This window comes from Deltaproteobacteria bacterium, from assembly GCA_009930495.1.
Lineage (GTDB): Bacteria > Desulfobacterota > Desulfovibrionia > Desulfovibrionales > Desulfomicrobiaceae > Desulfomicrobium.
In genome coordinates, this window is the sequence record RZYB01000004.1 from 23,481 (window position 1) to 45,336 (window position 21,856).

At 60.9% G+C, this 21,856-nt stretch carries 17 protein-coding genes; 7 read left to right on the forward strand and 10 right to left on the reverse strand.

What is annotated here, in order from left to right; translation table 11 throughout:
• Nucleotide 1: 1 nt before the first annotated feature.
• From rlmN to EOL86_01140, 9 genes are all read right to left on the reverse strand, one after another.
• Complete coding sequence (gene rlmN, locus EOL86_01100) at nucleotides 2–1,057, reverse strand: 23S rRNA (adenine(2503)-C(2))-methyltransferase RlmN (protein ID NCD24178.1); 1,056 nt, start codon at nucleotides 1,055–1,057, stop codon at nucleotides 2–4.
• A 90-nt stretch (nucleotides 1,058–1,147) separates the two neighbouring features.
• Nucleotides 1,148–2,470, reverse strand: coding sequence for an HD domain-containing protein (locus EOL86_01105; GenBank protein NCD24179.1), 1,323 nt, complete (start codon nucleotides 2,468–2,470; stop codon nucleotides 1,148–1,150).
• Between the two features lie 60 nt (nucleotides 2,471–2,530).
• Nucleotides 2,531–3,904, reverse strand: coding sequence for a sigma-54-dependent Fis family transcriptional regulator (locus EOL86_01110; GenBank protein ID NCD24180.1), 1,374 nt, complete (start codon nucleotides 3,902–3,904; stop codon nucleotides 2,531–2,533).
• A 36-nt stretch (nucleotides 3,905–3,940) separates the two neighbouring features.
• Nucleotides 3,941–5,233 (reverse strand): dihydroorotase, encoded by a 1,293-nt coding sequence (locus EOL86_01115; GenBank protein ID NCD24181.1) that lies wholly within the window; start codon nucleotides 5,231–5,233, stop codon nucleotides 3,941–3,943.
• A gap of 9 nt (nucleotides 5,234–5,242) precedes the next feature.
• Complete coding sequence (locus EOL86_01120; protein ID NCD24182.1) at nucleotides 5,243–6,175, reverse strand: aspartate carbamoyltransferase catalytic subunit; 933 nt, start codon at nucleotides 6,173–6,175, stop codon at nucleotides 5,243–5,245.
• A gap of 181 nt (nucleotides 6,176–6,356) precedes the next feature.
• Entirely contained in the window at nucleotides 6,357–8,870 is a 2,514-nt protein-coding gene (gene gyrA, locus EOL86_01125) for a DNA gyrase subunit A (protein ID NCD24183.1), read from the reverse strand.
• 34 nt (nucleotides 8,871–8,904) lie between these two features.
• Nucleotides 8,905–11,316, reverse strand: a complete 2,412-nt coding sequence (gyrB, locus tag EOL86_01130; protein ID NCD24184.1) for a DNA topoisomerase (ATP-hydrolyzing) subunit B — start codon at nucleotides 11,314–11,316, stop codon at nucleotides 8,905–8,907.
• A 39-nt stretch (nucleotides 11,317–11,355) separates the two neighbouring features.
• The gene (locus tag EOL86_01135) at nucleotides 11,356–12,510 is read right to left on the reverse strand and encodes a DNA polymerase III subunit beta (GenBank protein NCD24185.1); all 1,155 of its coding nucleotides are present in this window, start codon (nucleotides 12,508–12,510) and stop codon (nucleotides 11,356–11,358) included.
• Nucleotides 12,511–12,522: 12 nt separating this feature from the next.
• Nucleotides 12,523–13,809 carry a chromosomal replication initiator DnaA gene (locus tag EOL86_01140; GenBank protein ID NCD24186.1) on the reverse strand — a complete coding sequence of 429 codons (1,287 nt, stop codon included), beginning with the start codon at nucleotides 13,807–13,809 and terminating at the stop codon, nucleotides 12,523–12,525.
• A 110-nt stretch (nucleotides 13,810–13,919) separates the two neighbouring features.
• Here EOL86_01140 and EOL86_01145 point away from each other — a divergent pair, with 110 nt between their 5' ends.
• The 7 genes from EOL86_01145 (at nucleotide 13,920) to EOL86_01175 (ending at nucleotide 20,689) form a co-directional block, all read left to right on the forward strand.
• Nucleotides 13,920–15,092, forward strand: a complete 1,173-nt coding sequence (locus tag EOL86_01145; protein ID NCD24187.1) for a hypothetical protein — start codon at nucleotides 13,920–13,922, stop codon at nucleotides 15,090–15,092.
• A gap of 3 nt (nucleotides 15,093–15,095) precedes the next feature.
• On the forward strand, nucleotides 15,096–16,205 hold the full coding sequence (locus EOL86_01150) for a DUF362 domain-containing protein (protein NCD24188.1): 1,110 nt from the start codon (nucleotides 15,096–15,098) through the stop codon (nucleotides 16,203–16,205).
• Between the two features lie 234 nt (nucleotides 16,206–16,439).
• Nucleotides 16,440–16,691, forward strand: coding sequence for a zinc ribbon domain-containing protein (locus EOL86_01155; GenBank protein ID NCD24189.1), 252 nt, complete (start codon nucleotides 16,440–16,442; stop codon nucleotides 16,689–16,691).
• A gap of 105 nt (nucleotides 16,692–16,796) precedes the next feature.
• Nucleotides 16,797–18,089, forward strand: a complete 1,293-nt coding sequence (locus tag EOL86_01160; protein ID NCD24190.1) for an adenylosuccinate lyase — start codon at nucleotides 16,797–16,799, stop codon at nucleotides 18,087–18,089.
• Between the two features lie 9 nt (nucleotides 18,090–18,098).
• A complete protein-coding gene (gene pyrE / locus EOL86_01165) occupies nucleotides 18,099–18,665 on the forward strand; it encodes an orotate phosphoribosyltransferase (protein ID NCD24191.1) in 567 nt (188 codons plus the stop codon).
• Between the two features lie 10 nt (nucleotides 18,666–18,675).
• A complete protein-coding gene (locus tag EOL86_01170) occupies nucleotides 18,676–19,911 on the forward strand; it encodes a hypothetical protein (protein ID NCD24192.1) in 1,236 nt (411 codons plus the stop codon).
• Between the two features lies 1 nt (nucleotide 19,912).
• Nucleotides 19,913–20,689: a sugar phosphate isomerase/epimerase gene (locus tag EOL86_01175; protein ID NCD24193.1), complete on the forward strand. Its 777-nt coding sequence runs from the start codon at nucleotides 19,913–19,915 to the stop codon at nucleotides 20,687–20,689.
• Here the strand turns inward: EOL86_01175 and EOL86_01180 are convergent.
• A partial coding sequence (locus EOL86_01180) for a dolichyl-phosphate-mannose--protein mannosyltransferase (protein NCD24194.1) occupies nucleotides 20,686–21,856 on the reverse strand: 1,171 nt, incomplete at its 5' end. The two genes, EOL86_01175 and EOL86_01180, sit on opposite strands and share 4 nt — an antisense overlap.

The following is a 21,856-nucleotide window of genomic DNA, read 5'->3' on the forward strand; positions in this document are numbered from 1 at the left end:
CTTACTGGGTGATCGTTTGCGCGTGGCCATCGACTTCGGTCTTGAGCTGACCGCAGGCCGCCGCGATGTCCTGTCCCTTGCTCTTGCGCAGGGTCACGGTGAACCCCTTGGCGCGCAACAGCTCCTCGAACGCCAACACATCGGCCGGGTCCGGCGCCTCGTAGGCGATGCCCGGACCGGGATTGTAGGCGATCAGATTGATCTTGCACTTGAGGTGCGACAAAAGGCGCACCAACTGGCGGGCGTGCTCCAGCCTGTCGTTGACGTTTCGGATCAGGATGTACTCAATGGTCACCCGTTCCCGGGGGCGGAGCGTGAATTCTTGCAGGGTCTTGATCAGGTCGTCGATGTGCCAGGCGGCGGCGCCGGGCATGAGCTTTTCCCGAATGTCCTGGGTCGGGGCGTGCAGGGAAATGGCGGGCAGCGCCAGACCCTCGGCCTCGAAGCAGCGCAGCCGCCCCTTGACGGCGCAGGTGGATAGGGTGATCCGCCGCCGGGAAAATTCCAGCCCCTCGGCATGGGACACGATATGCAGGCTTTTGCGGACCTCGTCCCAGTTCAAAAGCGGCTCTCCCATGCCCATATAGACGAGATTCTTGATTTCCTCGGCCAGACCGTGGGCCCGCAGGTACTCCCGCGCCACCAGGATCTGGGCCGCGATTTCCCCGCCGGTCATGTTCCGGACAAAGCCCATGAGCCCCGTGCTGCAGAAGGTGCAGCCCATGGGGCAACCGATTTGGCAGGACAGGCATTGCGTGTAGCGCCCCTTGTCCGGGATGAGCACGCTTTCCACCGTGGCGCCATCGGCCAGCTCCAGCAGGAATTTGATGGTTCCGTCGGAACTGACCCGTGTTTCCGAGGTCGCCGGCCAGGCCACCGCCCATTCCCGTTGCAACTGCTCCCGAAAGTTCTTGGCGATATTGGTCATCTGGGCGAAATCCCGCGCGCCGCGCCGCCACAGCCATTGCCAGAGCTGTCGGGCCCGAAAGGCCTGATGCCCCATGGCCAGGATGGCGGATTCCAGCTCGGGATAGGTCAATTCAAGAATGTTGCGCATTACCTGTCCGGAATCGCAAAGGCACAAGGATCGCGGCCAGGGCGGTCCTCGTGCCTTCGGCGAGGGAAGAAAACAAATGAATAAAAGCTATTAGAGCTGGTTTTTTTCCTTGTAGGCCAGGACAAAACGCTCGGCCTCTTCCTGGTTGTTGACGTCGCCCGCGATCTGGGCCTGGAGCAGGCTGTCCCGGATCAAGCCCACGGTCGGACCTGGCTTGATGGCGGCGATGTCCATGATTTGCTTGCCGTTCAGCAGCGGTTCGAGCAGCTCCTCGCGGATGTCGGCCCGTTCCAGCATCTTCATGTTATGATTGAATTCCGTGTAGTTGCCGCCCGTGGCCTTGATATCCGCCCGGGCCATTTCGATCAGGCGCGGGTAATCGTCCAGGGCCTTGAAGCGGCGGATGCCCTTGTCCGTGAGCATGAAATGGAAACGCATGTGGTTGCGAACCAGATTGACGACCAGATCCACTTCCTCGGTGTTGAGGCGCAGACGCTTCAGAATCTTGCGCGTGACCTTGGCTCCGATGCGGTGGTGCTGGTAGAAGGTGGTCTTTTTGCCGTACTGTTCGCCGGCGTAGAGCTTGCCGCAGTCATGGAACAGACAGGCCAGGGTGCCGTACCAGTCGTAGGGGAGTTCCTCGGGATAGCGGCGCATGACGTCCAGGGTATGCTGCCAGACGGATTGGGAGCCTCCCTCGTCGTTTGTGGCCTGGAAAATACGGCTCAGGGCGGCCAGTTCCGGCAGCAGGCCATGCAGGATCATGGAGTCGAACAGCAATTCGGCGAAGCGCCACATGTTTTCGGCCTCGACCTTGCGCCACTCGTCCATGATGTCCGCCACCGAGACATAGTCCAGAACCCGGCGCGAGGCGCGGATAATCGACATCCAGGAGTTTTCCTCGATGGGCAGGTGGTAGTTGGCGGAGAAGCGCAGGGCGCGGATGGCCCGGAGATAGTCGTGCTTGAGGGTTTCGTCCGGGATGCCCGCGAATTTGATCTGCCCGGCGGCGATGTTTTCGAATCCGTCGTAGGCGTCCTGGGAGCGAGGGACATACGGACAGGCCAGGTGCATGGGGAAATCGCCGTCCTGTTCCAGCTTGCGCAGCATGTTCGGCGTGATCTGGGTCACGCAGACCTCGGGGTGGGAGGCGTCGGCGTTGTCGGCGGCGTGGAAAAGAATGGTCGTGGTATTCTGGATCAAGCGGGCCATGATTCCCGCGGTGCCGGATTCGATCTCGGGGAAAAGCACCTTGAGGCCGTCCAGATCGATGTCCGTGCAAATTTCCACCTCGGAATCCTGGGAGTGGGCGAGGACCCGGCGTTGCAGCGCGGCGCTGATGACGTAGGCATCGTAGCCGTTGCGCATGATGGTTTTGCAGATCGAGATGGCTTCTTTTATCGGCTGAGGCATCCATGTCTCCTTGAATGATCGGGTGCGGTAGGCGAAAGGTCTGTAACAAGCGGGTAAAGATCAGATATCTTCATCTTTTTCCCCCACCTTGGTCAAGCGGTAGCGGAACTGCCGGAAATTGAGCCCGACCATCTCGGCGGCCCGGCCCTTGTGTCCGCCGCAACGGCGCATGGCCTCCTGAAGAACCCTGTGTTCGTGCGTGGCCAGATATTCATCCAGGGTCAGCTGCCCGGACAGGACTTTCTGGAGGCCGCATTCGAGTTCGCCGGCGGGGATTTTTTCGTAGATGACCAGGGCTTCCGAGGTCACGGTGTCGCCGGGCTCCAGGGCCACGGCCCGTTCGACGATGTTTTCCAGTTCCCGCACATTGCCGGGATAATGGTAGCGGAGCAGCTTGCTCCGGGCGTCCCCGGTGAAGCCCTTGAGGGCGCGTTTTTGGGTCTGGCAGGCTTTTTTCAAAAAATGGTCGGCCAGGGTCTGGATATCCTGACCGCGTTCGCGCAGCGGCGGCAGGTGCACCTTGACCCCGCTGAGGCGGTAATACAGATCCTCGCGGAAGGTGCCCTCGGCCACGCACTGCTCGATGTTGCGGTTGGTGGCCGTGATGATGCGCACATCGGCGTGCAATTCCTCGGTGCCGCCCAGGGGGATGAAGCAGCGCTCCTGGACAAAGCGCAGCAGCTTGACCTGGGTCGGCGCGGCCAGCTCGCCAACCTCGTCCAAAAAGATGGTGCCGCCCTCGGCCATTTCCAGAAGCCCCTTCTTGGAGCGGTCGGCGCTGGTGAAAGCCCCCTTGCGGAATCCGAAGAGCTCGCTTTCGACCAGGTTTTCAGGCAGGCCGCCACAGTTGATGGCCAGGAACGGATGGGTGGCCCTGGGGCTTTGCTGGTGAATGGCCCGGGCGAAAAGCTCCTTGCCCGTGCCCGATTCGCCGGTGACGAGGACGTTGATGGTCGTCGGCGCGATGCGCCGCACCAAGTCGAAAACTGCCTGCATTTGGGGGCTTTGGCCAATGATATCGCCGTATTGTCGATTGATTTGGCCCTTGAGCCAGGCGTTTTCCTCCTTGAGACGGGCCGTTTCCAGGGTCCGTTCGACGGTGAAGAGCAGGTCGTCCAGCTCGAAGGGTTTGGTGATGTAGTCCTTGGCGCCATGCTTGATGGCCGTGATGGCGCTTTTGGCGTCGGCGTAGGCCGTGACCATGAGCACCGGGACCTCGGTCCAGGTTTCGCGGATACGCGCCAAGAGGTCGATGCCGCTTTCCCTGCCCAGGCGCAGATCCAGCAGAATCAAGGCGATGGCCTCCCGTTGCAGCACGTCCAGGGCCGTGGCCGAATCCGGAGCGGTCCACACGGCGTGGCCCTTTTTGGAAAGGGCGATTTCCAGGACTTCGCGCAGGCTCAGGTCGTCGTCGACGATAAGGATTTTGGCCATGATTCAGCTTTGTCGTATCCGTTTTGGTTGAAGGGCCTAGATCAGGGACGCCTTGTCGCGCGCGAAGATTTCCCGTCCGCCCAGGAAGTGGGCCATGACCCGTCCCGGGAGTTCCTTGCCCAGACAGGGTGTGTTCTTGCCCTTGGAGCACAGGGCTTCGGCCGTGACCATCCAGGCCTGGTCCGGGTCGAAGAGGACGAAGTCGGCCGGGTCGCCGGGCTGGAAGGTGTTGCGCGGCAGGTTGAAAATCGTGGCCGTGTTCCAGCACCACAGTCGGGCGATGTCGCCAAGTTCCAGCTCGCCGCCACGAACCAGTTCATAGGTCAGGGACAGGGCCGTATCCAGGCCGGAAATGCCGTTGGGTGCCTCGTCGAAGGGCGTTTCCTTTTCATGGGCCGCGTGCGGGGCGTGATCCGTGACCAGGATGTCGATGACGCCGTCGCGCACGGCTTGGCGCATGGCCAGGACGTCGTCACGGGTGCGCAGGGGCGGATTGACCTTGGCGCTGGTGTCGTAGCCCTCGACCCAGGTTTCGTCCCAGAGCAGATAATGCGGACAGGTTTCGGCCGTGACCGGCACGCCCTTGGCCTTGGCCATGGCGATGAGTTCGATGGACTCCCGGCAGCTGATGTGGGCCAGATGGACGGGAATGTTCAGATACGCGGCCAGGAGAATGTCCCGGGCAACCTGCATGGCTTCGGACACGGACGGGATCCCTTTAAGCCCCAGACGCCCCGAGACCAACCCCTCGTTCATGACTCCGCCCGCTCCAAGCCAGGGGTCCTCGCAGTGGTCGATGACCCGCAGGCCGAAGTCCGCCCCGTACTCCATGCCGCGTCGAAAAAGTTCGCTGTTTTCCACTGGCCGGCCATCGTTGGACAGGGCCACGCAACCGGCCCCGGCCAGCTCGCCGGCCGGAGCCAGTTCCTTGCCCAGGAGGCCGACGGTCAGGGCGCCCACGGGCCGCGCCCACGGGCCGTGCGGGTAGGCCAGGGCCGCCTTGTGCAGCATGAATTCGGTCACGGAGGCCCGATCGTTGACCGGGTTGGTGTTGGCCATGGCCATGACCTGGCCAAAGCCGCCCCGCAGGGCGGCGGTCAGGCCGGAGGCGATGTCTTCCTTGTATTCCTGGCCGGGCTCGCGCAGATGGACGTGGGCGTCGATCAGGCTGGGCAGCAGATGCAGGCCCTGGGCGTCATGGGTTGGGACGGATTCGGGAACCACGACGCCGGCCTCGGCCAGTTCCACGATCCGGCCTTGGAACAGGACAAGGTCGCGCGCCCGGTCCTGCCACAGGACATCGCGGATGATCAGATCACAAGTCGCCATGGGAACCTCCTATGCCGCGATGCGGGACCGGGTCAGAAAAAGATGGAGAAGGGTCATGCGCACGGCCACGCCGGCACTGACCTGGTCGAGCACCAGACTCGCGCCCGAGTCGGCGAGGTCGGAAGCGATTTCCAGCCCCCGGTTCATGGGTCCGGGATGCATGATCTTGACGTTTGGCGCCGCGTTTTTCAGGTGCCGGCCGGTCAGGCCATAGGTGCACGCGTACTCGCGCAGGTCCGGCAGCAGGCCGGCCTGTTGCCGTTCAAGCTGCAGGCGCAGACAAATGACCGCGTCCACGCCCGCGCAGGCCGTGGCCACGTCGGTAAAGGTTTCCACGGGCCAGGATCCGACGCCGGCGGGCAGGAGCGTGCGCGGCGCGCACAGTCGCACCCGGGCGCCGAGCAGGGTCAGGAGCTGGACATCGGAGCGGGCCACCCGGCTGTGGGCGATGTCGCCCAGGATGCACACGGTCCTGCCCTTAAAAGTGTCCCAGACCCGGCTCAGGGTGAAGCCATCGAGCAGGGCCTGGGTGGGGTGCGCGTGCCAGCCGTCGCCGGCGTTGATGATGGAGCAATCCAGTCTTTCGGCCAGGAAGGCGGCGGCGCCGCTCTGCCAATGCCGGATGACGATGGCGTCGGGGTGCATGGCCTGCAGGGTCAGGGCCGTGTCCTTGAGGCTTTCGCCTTTTTGCAGGGAGCTGCCGGATTTGGCCAGACTGAAGGTGTCGGCCGAAAGTCGCTTGCCAGCCATGTCGAAAGAGGTCTTGGTCCGGGTCGAGGCCTCGGCGAAAAAGAGGACCACGCTCTTGCCCTTGAGGATGGGCACTTTTTTGATGGGCCGCTGGTTCACTTCGGCGAATCTGGCCGCCGTCTCGAAGACGTGCCCGACCTCGTCCCGGTCAAGCTGCGAAATGTCGAGTAAATCCTTGTGCCGCCAATTCATGCGCCTGTCTCCTCGGACTCCGGCCGGGTTTTCGTGTCGCGAAAAAAAAGGGACCCGGCGTGACGCCCGTCCCTTTGTACTTCAGCATATGCTGTCCGTCGATCAGATTTCATGGCCAGCTCCCCTACACGACCACGCGCGAAACGTCCAGTCGCACGCCGGGCCGCTGGCCCGGCGTGGATCAGTCGTCCGTGTCCTCTGTCGTTGGCTCGTCGTCCGGGATTTCGGTGTCGTCCAATTCCAGATCGGCCGCGACGGTTTCGGCGACCGGGCCGTCCTCGGCGTTTTCGGCCGGAACGTGGTCAAAACAAATCACGGTCTGGTCATCCTCCAGCCGGACCAGGCGCACGCCCTGGGCCGCCCGGCCAACCAGGCTGATGCTGGAGATGCCGATGCGGATGATCTTGCTGCCCGAGGTCAAAAGGATCAGCTCGTCCGTGGGCAGGACCATCATGGCCCCGACCACCTTGCCGGTCTTGGGGGTGATGCGCATGTTGATGATGCCCTTGCCGCCGCGTGACTGGGCCCGGAAGTGCTCGACCTGGGTCCGCTTGCCATAGCCGTTTTCGGCCACGGTCAGGAGTTCCTGCGTGGAGCCCTTGGTGATGACCACGCCGGCCACGACCCGGTCTCCCTTGCGCAGGGCGATGCCCTTCACGCCGGTGGCCTGACGGCCCATGGCCCGCACGTCGGAGCAGGCAAAGCGGATGGAATAGCCGTCCACGGTGACCAGGACCATCTCATCGCCTTCCTCCACCTCGCTCACGCCAATGAGTTCGTCGTCCTCGCGCATGCCCAGGGCAATGAGTCCGGCGGCGCGGATGTTGCGATAGAGCTCGATGGAGCTGCGTTTGACCACGCCCTGGCGGGTATAGAAGAAATAGTATTTTTCCTGGTCCAGGTCGCGACAGCTCATGGCCGCGGCGATGTACTCGTTGCTGTCCAGGGGCAGCAGGTTGGCCACGTGCTTGCCCCTGGCCGTGCGTCCGCCCTCGGGAATCTGATGGACCTTGATCTGGTACATCCTGCCCTTGTTGGTGAACAGGTTCAGGTACTGGTGATTGGACGTGGTCAGGATGGAGGTGATGAAGTCCTCGTCGGCGACATGCACGCCGGTGATGCCCGTGCCTCCCCGGCGCTGTTGGCGGTAGCTGTCCAGGCTGGTGCGTTTGAGATAGCCGTTGCGGGACAGGGTGATGACCACGGAATCGTCCGGAATGATGTCCTCGATGTCGATGGAATCCGGGTCGTGCGTCAGAAGTTGGGATTTACGCGGCGTGGCGAAGGTGTCGCGCAATTCTTCGAGCTCCTGTCGGATGACGCCTTTGAGCACCTCGGGATTCTCGATGACGCTGGTCAGGTATTCGATCTGCTTCAGGAGCTCGGCGTATTCCTCCAGCAGTTTTTCGCGCTCCAGGTTGGTCAGGCGCTGCAGGCGCATGTCCAAAATGGCCTGGGCCTGGATTTCGGACAGGCCGAAGCGTTCGCGCAGTCGTTCCTTGGCTTCCTGGGGGGTCTTGGAGGCGCGGATCAGGCTGACCACTTCGTCGATGAAATCCAGGGCGATGCGCAGACCTTCCAGGATATGCGCCCGGTGTTGGGCCTTTCTGAGGTCGAAGCGGGAGCGCCGGATGACGACCTCGCGCCGGTAGTCCAGAAAGTATTCCAGGACCTGCTTCAGATTCAGCAGCTGGGGCCGGTTGTTGACCACGGCCATCATGTTGATGCCGAAGCTCGTTTCCAGGGATGTGTATTTGAAGAGCTGGTTGATGATGACATCCGAGAACACGCCTTTTTTCAGGTCCATGACGATGCGGATGCCCTTCATGTCCGACTCGTCGCGCAGGTCCGAAATGCCCTCGATTTTGCGTTCGTTGACCAGAATCGCGATTTTTTCGACCAGGGTGGATTTGTTCAGGGCATAGGGGATTTCCTTGACCACGATGGATTCCAGGTCGCCCTTGCGTTTCTCGATCTCGATCCTGGACCGGATGCGCACCGAGCCTCGGCCGGTGTGGTAGGCCTCGCGGATGCCGGACTTGCCGTAAAGCAGGGCGCCTGTCGGGAAATCAGGCGCCTTGATGTCCTGCATCAGGTCGTTGATGGATATGCGCGGGTCGTCCAGCAGGCGCAGGGTGCCGGCGACCACCTCGCCCAGGTTGTGGGGCGGGATGTTCGTGGCCATGCCCACGGCGATGCCCGAGGAGCCATTGACGAGCAGGTTGGGCACCTTGGTCGGCAGAACGGATGGTTCCTGCAGGGAGTTGTCGTAGTTGGGCCTAAATTCCACCGTGTCCTTTTCGATGTCGGCCAGAAAGGAGCCGGCCAAACGGGACATGCGCACTTCGGTGTATCGCATGGCCGCCGCGGCGTCGCCGTCGATGGACCCGAAATTGCCCTGACCGTCCACCAGGGGGTCGCGCATGTTGAAGTTCTGGGCCATGCGCACCAGGGCGTCGTACACGGCCGAGTCGCCATGGGGGTGGAATTTACCGATGACATCACCAACGACGCGGGCCGATTTTTTGTAGGCCCGGTTGTAGGTGTTGCCCAGCTCGTGCATGGCGAACAGGATGCGCCGGTGCACGGGTTTGAGCCCGTCGCGCACGTCCGGGATGGCCCGGCCAATGATGACGCTCAGGGAGTATTCCAAATAGGATTTCTGGAGTTCCTTCTCGATGCTGATGTTGGACACATCTACCTCAATTCAATGTAAAAATCTGTATGGACTAAATATCAAGGTCGGTCACGGCCAAGGCGTTGCGTTCGATGAATTCCCGCCTCGGCTCGACCTTGTCGCCCATGAGTTTGGTGAACAGCTCGTCGGCCTCGACCGCGTCGTCGATAGTCACTCGCAGCAGGGTTCGTGCGTCCGGGTCCATGGTCGTGGCCCACAGCTGCTCCGGGTTCATTTCACCTAGGCCCTTGTACCGCTGTACGTTGACGCCTTTCTGGGCCAGGTCCAGGACCTGGCGGAGGAGGTCGAAATAGCTCGCGGCCTCCATTTCCATGTCCTTGTGCCGGATAACATGGCCCGGACCCGGGCAGCGTTCGCGGATCGAAGTCAGGAGTTCCATGGCCCGGCGGTACCGCTTGGAGTGGAAGAATTCCAACCCCAGGCGGATGGCATGGTTGTTGGCGTCGACAAAACGCAGATAGTGCCGGGTCTCGTTTTCCAGGGCAACGCCTTCTTGGCCGTCCTCGTGTTCGTTGACCAGTTCCACCGTGTATTCCCGTTCCCGCATGTGGGCCAAGAAGGCGGGTTCGAGGCCGGCAACACGGACCGTTTCGGGTTCGAGCGCCTGGCCATACTGCAGCAGGTGGATGAACAGGGCGTCCGGAATGCCCATGTTGGCCACGTCCACGGTCAGATCGCGCAGGGCCAGGATCCGGTCGAGCAGCTCCGTCAGTTCCTGGCCGGCGATGTCCGGGCCTTCGGGGGTGGCGACGGTCATTTCCTCGGTCACGCGTTGGACCAGGAAGCCACTCATCTCTTCCTCGTTTTTGATGTAGCGCTCGAAGGAGCCCTTGTGCACCCGGTACAGGGGCGGCTGGGCGATGTAGAGGTAGCCCTGTTCAATGAGTTGCTGGTATTGGCGGTAGAAGAAGGTCAGGATCAGGGTGCGGATATGCGCTCCGTCCACATCGGCGTCGGTCATGATGATGATCTTGTGGTACCGGAGCTTGGCCAGGTCCACCTCGTCCTCGCCGATGCCCGCGCCCATGGCCGTGATCAGGGCCTTGATCTCCTTGTTTTGGAGCATCTTGTCGAAACGGGTTTTTTCCACGTTCAAAATTTTGCCACGCAGGGGCAAAATGGCCTGGAATTTCGGGTTGCGACCCTGTTTGGCCGAGCCGCCGGCGGAGTCGCCCTCGACGATGAAGACCTCGCTTTCGGCCGGGTCCTTGCTCTGGCAGTCGGCCAATTTGCCGGGCAGGGCGTTGTCGGACAGGGCGCCCTTGCGCCGTACCAGTTCCCTGGCGCGCCGGGCCGCGTCGCGGGCGCGGGCCGCGTCAATGACCTTTTCGATGATCAGCCGCACGTCCTTGGGATTTTCGCCGAAAAATTCGTTCAGGGCTTCGTAGACCATGGTCGCCACGTAGCCGGCCACCTCGGAGTTGCCGAGCTTGGTCTTGGTCTGGCCCTCGAACTGCGGATTGGGAATCTTGACGCTGATGATGGCGGTCAGGCCCTCGCGCACGTCGTCGCCGGACACCTTCTGCTTCAATTTCTTGGGCAGGTCGGCGCTGTTGGTGATATAGGTGTTGATGGCCCGGGTCAGGGCCGTCTTGAAGCCCTGCAAGTGGGTGCCGCCTTCCTTGGTGCGGATGTTGTTGGCGAAGGTATAGACGTTTTCCTTATAGCCAGCCGTGTATTGCAGGGCGAAATCGATGCTCACGCCCTCCATTTCGCCGCTACCACTGACAATGCGGTGGATGCCGTTGTCCTGGTTCTTGTTCTTGATGAAGTGCGGCAGGCCGCCGTCGTATTTGAAGACATCCCGGTTTTGGCTTTTTTCGTCGAAAAATTCGATCTTGATGCCCGGATTGAGATAGGCCAGTTCCTCGAAGCGCTTGGCCAGGACATCATACTGGAAGTCCAGTTCCTCGAAAATTTCCTCGTCGGGCTTGAACCGGACCAGGGTGCCGGTCTTGTCGGTTTCACCGACCACGCTCAGGGGCGCCACGGGCACGCCGCGGCGGTAGCGCTGGTAATGGCGCAAGCCTCCCCGGCTGACCGTGACCTCCAGGTATTCGGACAGGGCGTTGACCACGGACACACCCACGCCATGCAGGCCGCCGGATACCTTGTAGGTGTCGTTGTCGAATTTGCCGCCGGCGTGGAGCACGGTCATGACCACTTCCAAGGCCGGCTTGTGTTCCTTGGGGTGCATGTCCACGGGGATGCCGCGACCATTGTCGATGATGCTGACCGAGTTGTCCATGTGCACGGTGACCTTGATTTGGTCGCAGTAGCCGGCCATGGCCTCGTCGATGGCGTTGTCGATGACTTCGTACACCAGATGGTGCAGGCCATTGATATTGGTGGAGCCAATATACATGGCCGGCCGTTTGCGCACGGCGGACAGACCTTCCAGGACGGTAATGCTGTCGGCGGTATATGTGGATGCTTTTGTCATGAGTTCTCTTATGGTTATATTCGGGAACGGTACCGAACCCTAGATTTCTTCTTCACTGTAGTAGGTGTCCTCGGTGATTTCCACGGGCATGGTCAGAACCATGTAGTTGGGATCGTTCTTGCCGGTGATTTTGCAGGGTTCGAGGGCTCCGACAAAGGAAAAGGTCAGGGAATCGGAATTGAAGTGGCTGACGATGTCCAGCAGGATCTTGGTCTGCATGGCGATCTTGGACAGCTCGCCGGAATAGGCGCAGCCGATCTGCTCCGTGCCCTCGCCGATGTCCTGGCCCTGGCAGGACAGGGCCAGTTCCTCGGGACCGAAGTTGAAGAATGTGGCCTTGTTGGCGTCGGTATTGAAAATGAAGATCCGATCCAGGGAGTCGGTTAGTTCGTGTTTGTCCACGATCAGGGTCGAGGCGAAGCGGTTCGTGTATTGATTGATGAAGTTGCGGTAGTCCGCGAAAACATAGGTCTTGAGCGGCAGGCTGAAGGTTTCTTTTTTGTTTTCGGTGCGCAGGAAAAGGCGCTTGTCCGACAGGCTGATCTCGATTTCGTCGTTGGTCAGCCATTTGCGGATTTCGAGCAGGTATTTTTTGGACACCAGGAACCCATCCTGGCCAAGGGCCGCGTGGATGTCGGCGTTGGTGAACCGCAACAGGCCGAATTGGTGTCCGTTCAGACCGCAAATCTCGACGTCGTCGCCTTCCACGGGCGAGAATTTGATGCAGTTCATGCTGGTCAGATCTTCGTCGTCGGAGATGCAGAAGGCGATGCGGTCGATGATTTCCTTGAGGAAGTCGCCCGACCAAAGGACCGCGTTTTCCTCGGGAAAAGGATTGAAGTCCTGAAACCAGGACGATTCGTTGGCCGGAAGTTTGTATTTGCGGCGGCCCTGTTCAATGTGCAGGTGTTTGCCCGAGGCGTCGAGCTTGAGCAGGATTTCACCTGGAGGCATCTTGCGCATCAGGTCGCAGAATTTTTTTCCGGATACCCCGACCAGGCCGCCGTCACTGATGACGGCCGGGTAGGTGCCCACGAATTCGATGCTGGAATCCGTGGCCAGGATGGACAGGGCGTCGTCCTCGGCCCGTAGCCAGACAGTCCGCAGATAGGCCGCCCCGGTCTTGGTCGGGATGATGTTCGCGGCCTTGAGCAATCCGTCAATGATATCTTCCTTGCGTACCTTCAAAAACATCGTGGGCTCCTTTTATCCGGGAAATATGGTCGACCCCGTGTCGTCCATGGCCATGCATTGTTCGGACAGGGCGTGTATCATCGTTTTTACGTTTTTATCATCACGCTGTAATTGTTCGATTTTTCGACAGCTGTAGAGCACGGTGGAATGGTCCCGGCCGCCGAAGGCCCGGCCCAGTTCCGGAAAGGACAGGCCCAGGTGCTTGCGGCACAGAAACATGGCCGCTTGGCGGGCAAAGACTAGATTCTGCTTGCGGCCGGCGGACAGGATTTCGTCCCTGGTCAGGGAGAAATGGGTGCAAACCGTACCCAGAATTTGGTCCACGGTCATGGTCGTCACGGAGCGATCATCAAGATAATTCAGTATGTTGTCGAAATCTTCATCGGAAATTTGGTCGTGGATCAGTTCCCGGTAGGCCCAGAGTTTCAGGATGCAGCCCTCAAGATTGCGCAGGTCCGAAAAACGTTGGGCCAGGAGGAGCAACCGCTCCTTGGGCAGGTCGATGCGTCGCTCCCGGCAACGGGCCACGGCGTACTGGGTCCGGATGTCCAGATCCGGAGCCTTCAGGGTGACGATGAGGCCCCATTCCAGACGGGATTTGAGCTTGGGCGCCAAAAACGTGTATCCGGACACCTTGCCGGCGCAGGCGAAGACCATCTGTTTGCGCCTGGTGTGGAAGTGATCGAACAGCGCGATCAGTTCGCCTTGCAGATATTGATGCCTGGCAATGTCCTGCAGGTCGTCGATGCCGAGAAAATTCATGGTGGTCAAAAATTTTCGGGCATCGCCGCGCGAGGTATAAAGTTCGTGCAGATCCTCGATGCCAGCCACGAAAATCCCGGTCCCGTCCTGCTCGCTCCTGGCGTTGGCGATGGCTCGCAGCAAAAAGGATTTGCCGGCGCCGCTTTCCCCGCACAGCACGAAAGGGTTGTATTGGACCTCGCGGCTTTGGGCCACTTCCTGGGCCGAGGCCAAGGGAAAATAGTTTTTGTTGTTGACCAGGAAGTTGTCGAAAAGAAACTCATTGCCAAAGGGCCGCGTTGAACTCGGCGGTTTGCGTTCGCGGACGACAACATCCCGGTCGCCGACCTGGAACTGGTAGACAATGGCCAGTCCGGTTCCAGCCAGGGCCTGTTCGAAGCGGGCGCGGAGCTGGGTCTCGAACCACTCCGCGAAAAATTTATGTGGAAAGCGGACCGTCAGCACGTTTTCATCGACACTCATGCCCAGCGACGAGCTCCAACGGCCCAGTTCCTCGGCGGGAAAGGCCTGTTGCAGCCCCTGATAGACACGATCCATGATGCAGTACTCCCAGGACGACACGAAGTCCGGTTTACTCCGACGGGCAAATCAGACATAGTCCGCTCCCGCGGACCGGGAGTGGTCCGATATCTCACGGGAGGACATGTATGAGTGCCACGTTCGAAGTCCACAGGACCATCGCCGAAATCAACGAAAAAATCCGGCAGGGAAAAGCGGTCGTCCTCAACGCCAGCGAAATGACCAGTTTAGTTCGCAAGGAAGGCAAGGTCAAGGCCGCCCGCCAAGTCGATGTCGTCACCACCGGAACATTTTCGCCCATGTGTTCCTCGGGGATGTTGTTCAACATCGGGCAGCAGCCGCCGACCATCAAAACTTCCAAGGTATGGCTGAACGGCGTTCCGTGTCACGCCGGCCTGGCCGCCGTGGACTCCTACCTTGGCGCCACCGAGCCCTCGGAAGACGATCCCCTGAACAAGGTGTACCCGGGCCAGTTTAAATACGGAGGCGGGCACGTCATCGAGGACCTTTTGAAAGGCAAGCGGGTCCATCTCAAGGCCGAGGCCTACGGCACGGACTGCTATCCCAGAAAGGCCATCGAAAAGAACGTGTCGCTGGCCGAGTTGCGGAACGCCATCCTGCTCAACCCGCGGAATTGCTACCAGAACTACAACTGCGCCATCAATTGCACGCCCAAGCTCAAGTACACCTACATGGGACCACTCAAGTCGAACATGGGCAACGCCAACTACGCCACGGCCGGTGAGTTGAGCCCGCTCCTGAACGATCCCTATTTCAGGACCATTGGCCTGGGCACGCGTATTTTTCTGGGCGGTGGCATTGGGTACGTCATCGGCGAGGGCACCCAGCACGTGCCCGATCCCAAGCGCACCGAGCGCGGCGTGCCCCTGACGCCCTCGGGCACGATCATGGTCAAGGGCGACTTGAAGGGGATGAGCCCCCGCTATGTGCGCGGGGTGAGCATCGTCGGCTACGGGTGCTCCCTGGCCGTGGGCCTGGGCATTCCCATTCCCATCCTGAACGAGGACATGGCCTGGTACACGGGCGTGGCCGACGAGGATATCCTGGTGCCCGTGGTCGACTACGGCGAGGACTATCCCAATGGCTATCCGTCCCGATATGGTCACGTGACCTTTGCCCAGCTCAAGCAGGGCTCGATCACCGTGGATGGCAAGGAGGTGCCGACCACGCCCGTGACCAGCTATACCCTGTCCCTGGAGGTGGCCGAGGAGCTCAAACGCTGGATTCTGGACGGCAGATTCTTGCTGACGGAAGCCCAGGAGCCCATTCCCGCGCGGTGAGCCATGGCCGAAGCTGTTTATTTCTGGAACCTGCGCGCGTCCCGCAAGGCACCGTTCGAGGCCAAGGTCAAGCGCCTGCTCAAGCTGGCCGGGCTGGGCGCCGAGGTGCGCTCCGGGGATTTGGTCGCGGTCAAGCTCCATTTTGGCGAGGGTGGCGGAACGGGCCATGTCCGGCCCCTGCAACTCGTGCCGCTTTTGGCCTTTTTGCGTAAATGCGGGGCCAAGCCTTTTCTCACCGACACGAACACGCTGTATGTCGGCCAGCGTGGCGAATCCGTGTCCCATGCCCTGCAGGCCGCCCGGCATGGCTATGATCCCAACGTGCTGGGCGCGCCGGTCATTTTGGCCGACGGTTTGAAAAGCGGCAACGAGCGGGCCGTGCCCTGTCCGGGCCGTCATTTCGAGCAGGCCTTTCTGGCCGGGGATATCGTTGACGCGGACATGCTGGTCACGGTCAGCCATTTCAAGGGCCACGATCTGGCTGGTTTTGGCGGCGCCATCAAGAACGTCGGCATGGGCTGCGCCACGCGGCGGGGCAAGATGCGGCAGCATTGCGGGTTGGGCCCGGCCGTCCATCCCGAGCACTGCACGGGCTGCGGGCAGTGTGTCGAGGTTTGCGCCCATGGCGCGCTCTCCTTGGGGGCGGATCGCAAAATCCGGATTGACCGGGACAAGTGCGCCGGCTGCGCGGCTTGTTTTTTGGCCTGCAAGACCGGCGGGTTGGAAGTGGATTGGCGGGTGGACGTGAATACCTTTCTGGAACGCATGGCCGAATACGCGGCCGCGGCTCTCCTGGGCCGGTCCCGGCGGACATTGCATCTGAACTTCGTGCAGCAGGTCAGTCCGGGGTGTGACTGCACGGGTTTTTCCGACGCGCCCATCTGCCCGGACCTGGGCCTTTTGGCCGCCTGGGACCCGGTGGCCCTGGATCAGGCCTGTCTGGATTTGGTCAATCAGGCGCCGCCTTTGTATCCCAGCGCCCTGCCCGAGGGCATCGCTTCCGGTCAGGATAAGTTTGAAGCCATCCACGGGCATGTCCAGGGCTGCTATCTTTTGGAATATGCCCAACAGTTGGGCCTTGGGCGCCGGGACTACACCGTGGTGCCCGTGTGAGTTCCGGGAATTTGGCGCGCGGTCAGGCTGGACAAAAGGGTGATCCCTATTATATGAGCCCAGTCTTCCATTCAGTCGACATATCATACCCCTGGAGGAGAACATAATGGCTCAGAAGAAAACCGAACGGAAAAAAGAATTGGACCGCCGTCGCAAACGTCGCGAGGAGCGCCTGAAAGAGCGCATCCGCGAAGCCAAGGCGGCCGCCAAGAAATAGTTTTTGCGGAGGTCATCATGCCGATTTATGAGTATTGCTGCGAGGATTGCCATCAGATTTTCGAGGAATGGCAGAAGGATTTCCAGGATCGGGACAAAGTCTGTCCCGTCTGCGGCGGAGCTGCCCAACGGGTCATCTCCAACACCTCCTTTGTCCTGAAGGGCGGGGGCTGGTATGCTTCCGGATACTGCAAAGCATCCGGCGGCAACGGCAGCAAGGAGTCATCCTCACCGTCCTCTTCGGATACGGCAACCACGACGTCCTCATGACGAAGGCAGCTTCGGCTGCCTTTTTCTTTCCCTTTATCCGCAAGACCGTGCGCCGAACCTCCATTTTCAAGGAGGAATGCACCCCACGGCTCCACACAGACACGTATGATTGAACGCTACACACGCAAGGAAATGGGCGAGATCTGGACCCTGGAACAAAAATTCCGGGCCTGGCTCGAAGTGGAATTGGCCGTTTGCGAGGGCTGGCACGCCATGGGCGTCATCCCCGCCGAGGACATGGCCACGATCCGGGACAAGGCCGATTTCGAGCTGGACCGCATCCTGGAACTGGAAGAAATCACCAAGCACGATGTTATCGCCTTTTTGACCGCCGTGGAGGAAAAGGTCGGCCCGTCCTCGCGGTTCATCCATCTGGGATGCACGTCCTCGGACATCGTGGACACGGCCAACGCTCTGTTGTTGACCCGTGCCGGCAAGATTATCCTCAAGGATCTGGACCAACTTCTGGCCACCCTGGAATCCATGGCCAAAACCCATGCCGGCCGCCTGTGCATGGGGCGCACCCACGGCATCCACGCCGAGCCGACCAGCTTTGGCCTGAAGATGGCCGTGTTCCACGCCGAATTTCAGCGCCATCGCGAGCGTTGGGCGGCGGCCCTGGAGAACATCCGCGTTGGCAAGATTTCCGGCGCGGTTGGGACCTACGCCCAGCTGGAACCCGAACTGGAAAAACGTGCCCTGGATATTTTGGGCCTCGGGGTTGATCCCATCTCCACCCAGGTCATCCAGCGCGACCGCTATGCCCAGTATTTCACGGCGTTGGCCCTTATCGCCGGCGGTGTCGAACGCCTTTGCGTCGAACTGCGGCACTTGCAACGCACCGAGGTGCTCGAGGTGGAGGAAGGTTTTGGCAAGGGCCAGAAAGGCTCCTCGGCCATGCCCCACAAGAAGAATCCCATCTCGGCCGAGAACCTGACCGGTCTGTCCCGCCTGGTGCGGAGCAACGCGCTGGCCGCCATGGAAAACATGGCCCTCTGGCATGAACGGGACATCAGTCATTCCTCGGTGGAACGCGTCATCATGCCGGATTCGACCATCATGGTGAACTACATGCTTAATCGGCTCAATGGCGTGCTCGAAAACCTGCGCATCATCCCCGAGAACATGGAACGCAATCTGATGGGTTCGTATGGCCTGTTTTTTTCCCAGCGCGTTCTTCTGGCCCTGGTCGAAACCGGGCTGGAGCGGCAAAAGGCCTACGAGATGGTCCAGGCCGTGGCCATGCGCTGCTGGCAGGACCGGACCCCCTTCGAGGCGGCCGTGCGCGCCGACGCGGCCATCACCGGTCGCTTGGATGCCGCCCGGTTGGATCAGGCCTTTGATCTGAAGTATTATCTGCGGCATGAACACACGATTTTTGGCCGCGTGTTCAAATAAGAGGATTGCATGACGACCGACCTGAAGAAACGACTGGCCCAACTGCTCCTCGAGAAATCCTATCTCGAAGGTGATTTCACCCTGACCTCGGGCCAGAAAAGCGATTACTATTTCGACTGCAAACACACGGCCCTGCATCCCGAGGGCTCCTGGCTCATCGGCAAGTTCTTCCTGGACATGATCCGCGCCCACGGCGGCATCCAGGGCGTGGGCGGGATGACGCTCGGCGCCGACCCGCTGGTGTCCAGCGTGACCGTGGTTTCACACCTGGAAGGCTATCCTCTCCCCGGTTTCATCATCCGCAAGCAGCCCAAGGGCCATGGCACCAACCAGTATCTGGAAGGCTTGAACAACTTCAAGGCGGGCATGAACGTCTGCCTGCTGGAGGATGTCATCACAACCGGTGGCACGCTCCTCAAGGCCGTGGACCGCGTGCGCGAGCAGGGTCTGAACATCGTGGCCATCATGGGCGTGTTGGACCGCGAGCAGGGTGGCCGCGAGAATATCGCCAAGGCCGGATTCGAGCTGCGGACCATCTTCACCCGCAAGGAACTGGTTGAAACGGCCCGGAGCTGATCGTCCATCCATGCAACTGTGGTTTGCTCTTGTCTTGGCCTTGCAGTTCGCCGCGCCCACGTTGGTGGACGCGGCGAACTGGCGTCCGACCCTGACTCCCCGTCCCAACATGCCCCCGCTGTTCATGGCCGTGGACAAAAGCCGGCAACGCGCGTTCTTGGTCCGGTCATCGGGAAACGCGACCCGGCTGGACAAATTCAAGAAACTGATTTGTACCACGGGGCAGCGCGACGGCGACAAGCAGGTCGAGGGCGATTTGAAAACCCCCGAGGGGGTTTATTTCGTTACCGGCAAAATCACTTCCGGCCTGGATTTTCTCCTTTATGGCAACACCGCCTTTCCGCTGAATTATCCCAATCCCGTGGACCGTATCCGGAGCAAAACCGGGTATGGAATCTGGATTCACGGCCGGGGCGAGCCCATCACGCCCAGGCAGACCAAGGGTTGCGTGTCCATGAACAACGCCGACGTGGATCATCTGGATGACCATGTTGCCCGGCACGGCACACCGGTGATCATCGGACAGGACATCGCATGGGGCAACGCGACCAGGGCCGGAGCGCCCCAGGGCGTCGTCCAGGGCACGTGGGCCTGGAGCGCGACCCGCGAACGGCGGGATGAACGTTTTTTTGGACTTTACGATTCCAAGCTCTATGCCCAGTCCTCGGGTAAATCTTTTGAACGATTCCAGACGGCGATTCGGGCCGAATTCACGGCCAGGCCCTGGATCGACGTGCGCATGGGGAAAATTCAAATTTTGGAAGGACCGGGTTACGTGGTCAGCTTTTTTCCCGAACAGACCGTGGCCCACGATTCCATCCAGGAAGGTTGGCGGCGGTTGTATTGGATGCGGCAGGGCGATGCGTGGAAAATCGTGGGCGAGGAGTGGGCCCCACAGCGCCTGAAAACCACGCCGCCGTATGTCGTGACCATGGAAAAGGAAATTCAAACCATGCTTCGGCGGGGCGAAGACGCTTGGTCCAGACGCAGTCTGGGTGACGTGGTGAAAATGTACGCCAAGGACGCTACGCGCGGTTTGGATCAGGGCAATCTGGCCATCGCGCGGCGTTTGCGGGCCGAGCTTGAAACCGGTGTCGACAATCCGTTTCGCGGCGAGCCCCGGATTGCCCTGACCGATCAGGGCGTGGTCGTATTGCTCAGCCAGGCCGGAAGCGGGCGACGGTTTGTCTTCCGGCCCGCCAAATTCGACACCTGGGCCATCACGGTCGAGGACACCCTGCACTGACATGCATTTCGTCAATCTGCCCCTGCGTTATATCGAGGAGCATCCCCGCTACCTGGACCTTTTTTTAAGACATGGCCTGAATCCTGAACTGGGTCTGGATGTTTGGGCCCTGGATAGCCTGTCTCCGGACTGGCACGCGCGGACCGCGGCCATGCTGCGCGACGCCGGGCTGGTCTGCGCCGTGCATCTGCCTTTTTTCGATCTGCATCCGGGCAGCCTGGACGCGCTCATTCACCATGCCACCCAAAGCCGCTTACTCCAGGCCGTGGGCGTGGCCGCCGTGTATCGTCCGGTCCATTTTATCGCCCATCTCGGTTATGACCCTCTGACCTACGCCAATTTTCAGGATCTTTGGCTGGAACGTTCCGTGACCACCTGGAACGCGGTCCTCAATCGCGCCGGCGCTGCCCCGCTGTTCCTGGAAAACGTCTTTGAGGAAACGCCCGCGCATCATCTGGCCGTGCTCGACGCCCTGGACGGTCGGGCCCGGGCCTGCCTGGATCTGGGGCACTGGCACTGCTTCGCCCGTGGTCATGAGCGCCGGAATCTGAACGAATGGCTGACCGCCCTGGACGGCCATATCGGCCACCTGCATCTGCACGATAACGATGGCGGCGCGGACCAGCATCGCGGTCTGGGTCTGGGTTCCATCCCATGGGAGGAGCTTTGGAGCTGGCTCGCGAAGCACCCGTCCGTCAGCGCGACGTGCGAGCCGCATACCGAGGCTGATTTTTTGGCCTCCCAGTCCTACCTGGCCGCGCGCGGCATCCAGTTTTAAAAAATCGACCCTTCCTGTGGTGGCCAGCCGCCCTGAAAGCCCCGGCAGGCGAACAGGGTGAAGGTCTGACCCGCGCGACCCTGATGGGTTGTCGTCACCACCAAGGGCGGATCAACAATTTCGAAAAGCCGGGCCACGCGATCCGGAACACCCGCCTTTTCGCCCTTGACCACGTAGACCGCGCTTTCGAATTCCGGCCCGGGCCCGGGCCAGAGATCGTATTGGTTCATTTTTCGCCCACCGGCCACGCAATAGGCCCGGATTTGCCCTGGCACGTAGAACGACAGCTGGGCGGTCAGGCCGTATTCATCACTGCAAAGAAAAACCGTTTCCGGCCCGCCCAGGTCAAGGCGCAACTGATCGACCCGCGTGCCCAGATCCTGCCAGCCCAGCAGGCGATGAACCGGATTTTTGGGGCTGTCGATCGGGATAAATCCCTGGAGATGGAGGAGGGCGAAAACCAGAACTCCCAGGGCCGGCCAGACAAACCGACGTCTGGGGCGCGGCTCGCGGTGCATGAAGCGTTCAAAGGCCATCGCGGCCAAAATGAATCCGGCCGGATAGGCCGTGGCCGCCCAATTGAGCTCGACCTTGGTGTGCAGGCTCCAGAGCAGGAAAAAAATCCAGACCGGCCAGAAAAATACAACCAGAAGGATGACGTGGTGGCGGGGCAGGTCGAAAGGACTTGGCTGCTCCTGCCGGGACAGAAGCCAGCGCGTGCATGCCCAGGCTCCGATCAGCAGGAAAACAAACCACCACGGCGTAAGCACTCCGACCTGACCGCCCAGATATTCGGGAAATTTTTCCAGCCGAAACAGGGTGCCGGCCTTTTCTCCGGCCATGGCGCCCCGGTACAGGACGTGTTTGAACCCAACCCAGCCGTTGCCCGCGTTCCAAAGCAGGATGGGCAGGAATCCAGCCACGCCGCCCGCGCCCAGGGCCTTGCCCAGGCGCGGCCAAAACCTTTCGCCCAGGGCGTGGGTCCGACCGATCCACAGGCTGGCGACAAGGGCCAGGGGGATAAAGACGAGCATGGTGTATTTGGCCATGACTCCCAGGGCCACGCTCGCGCCCAGGATGATGAAATACGCCAGCCTGTCGCGTTCCACGGCCAGACTCAGGCAAATCATGCCCACGACCCAGCACAGAAGCAGGGGATTGTCCGTG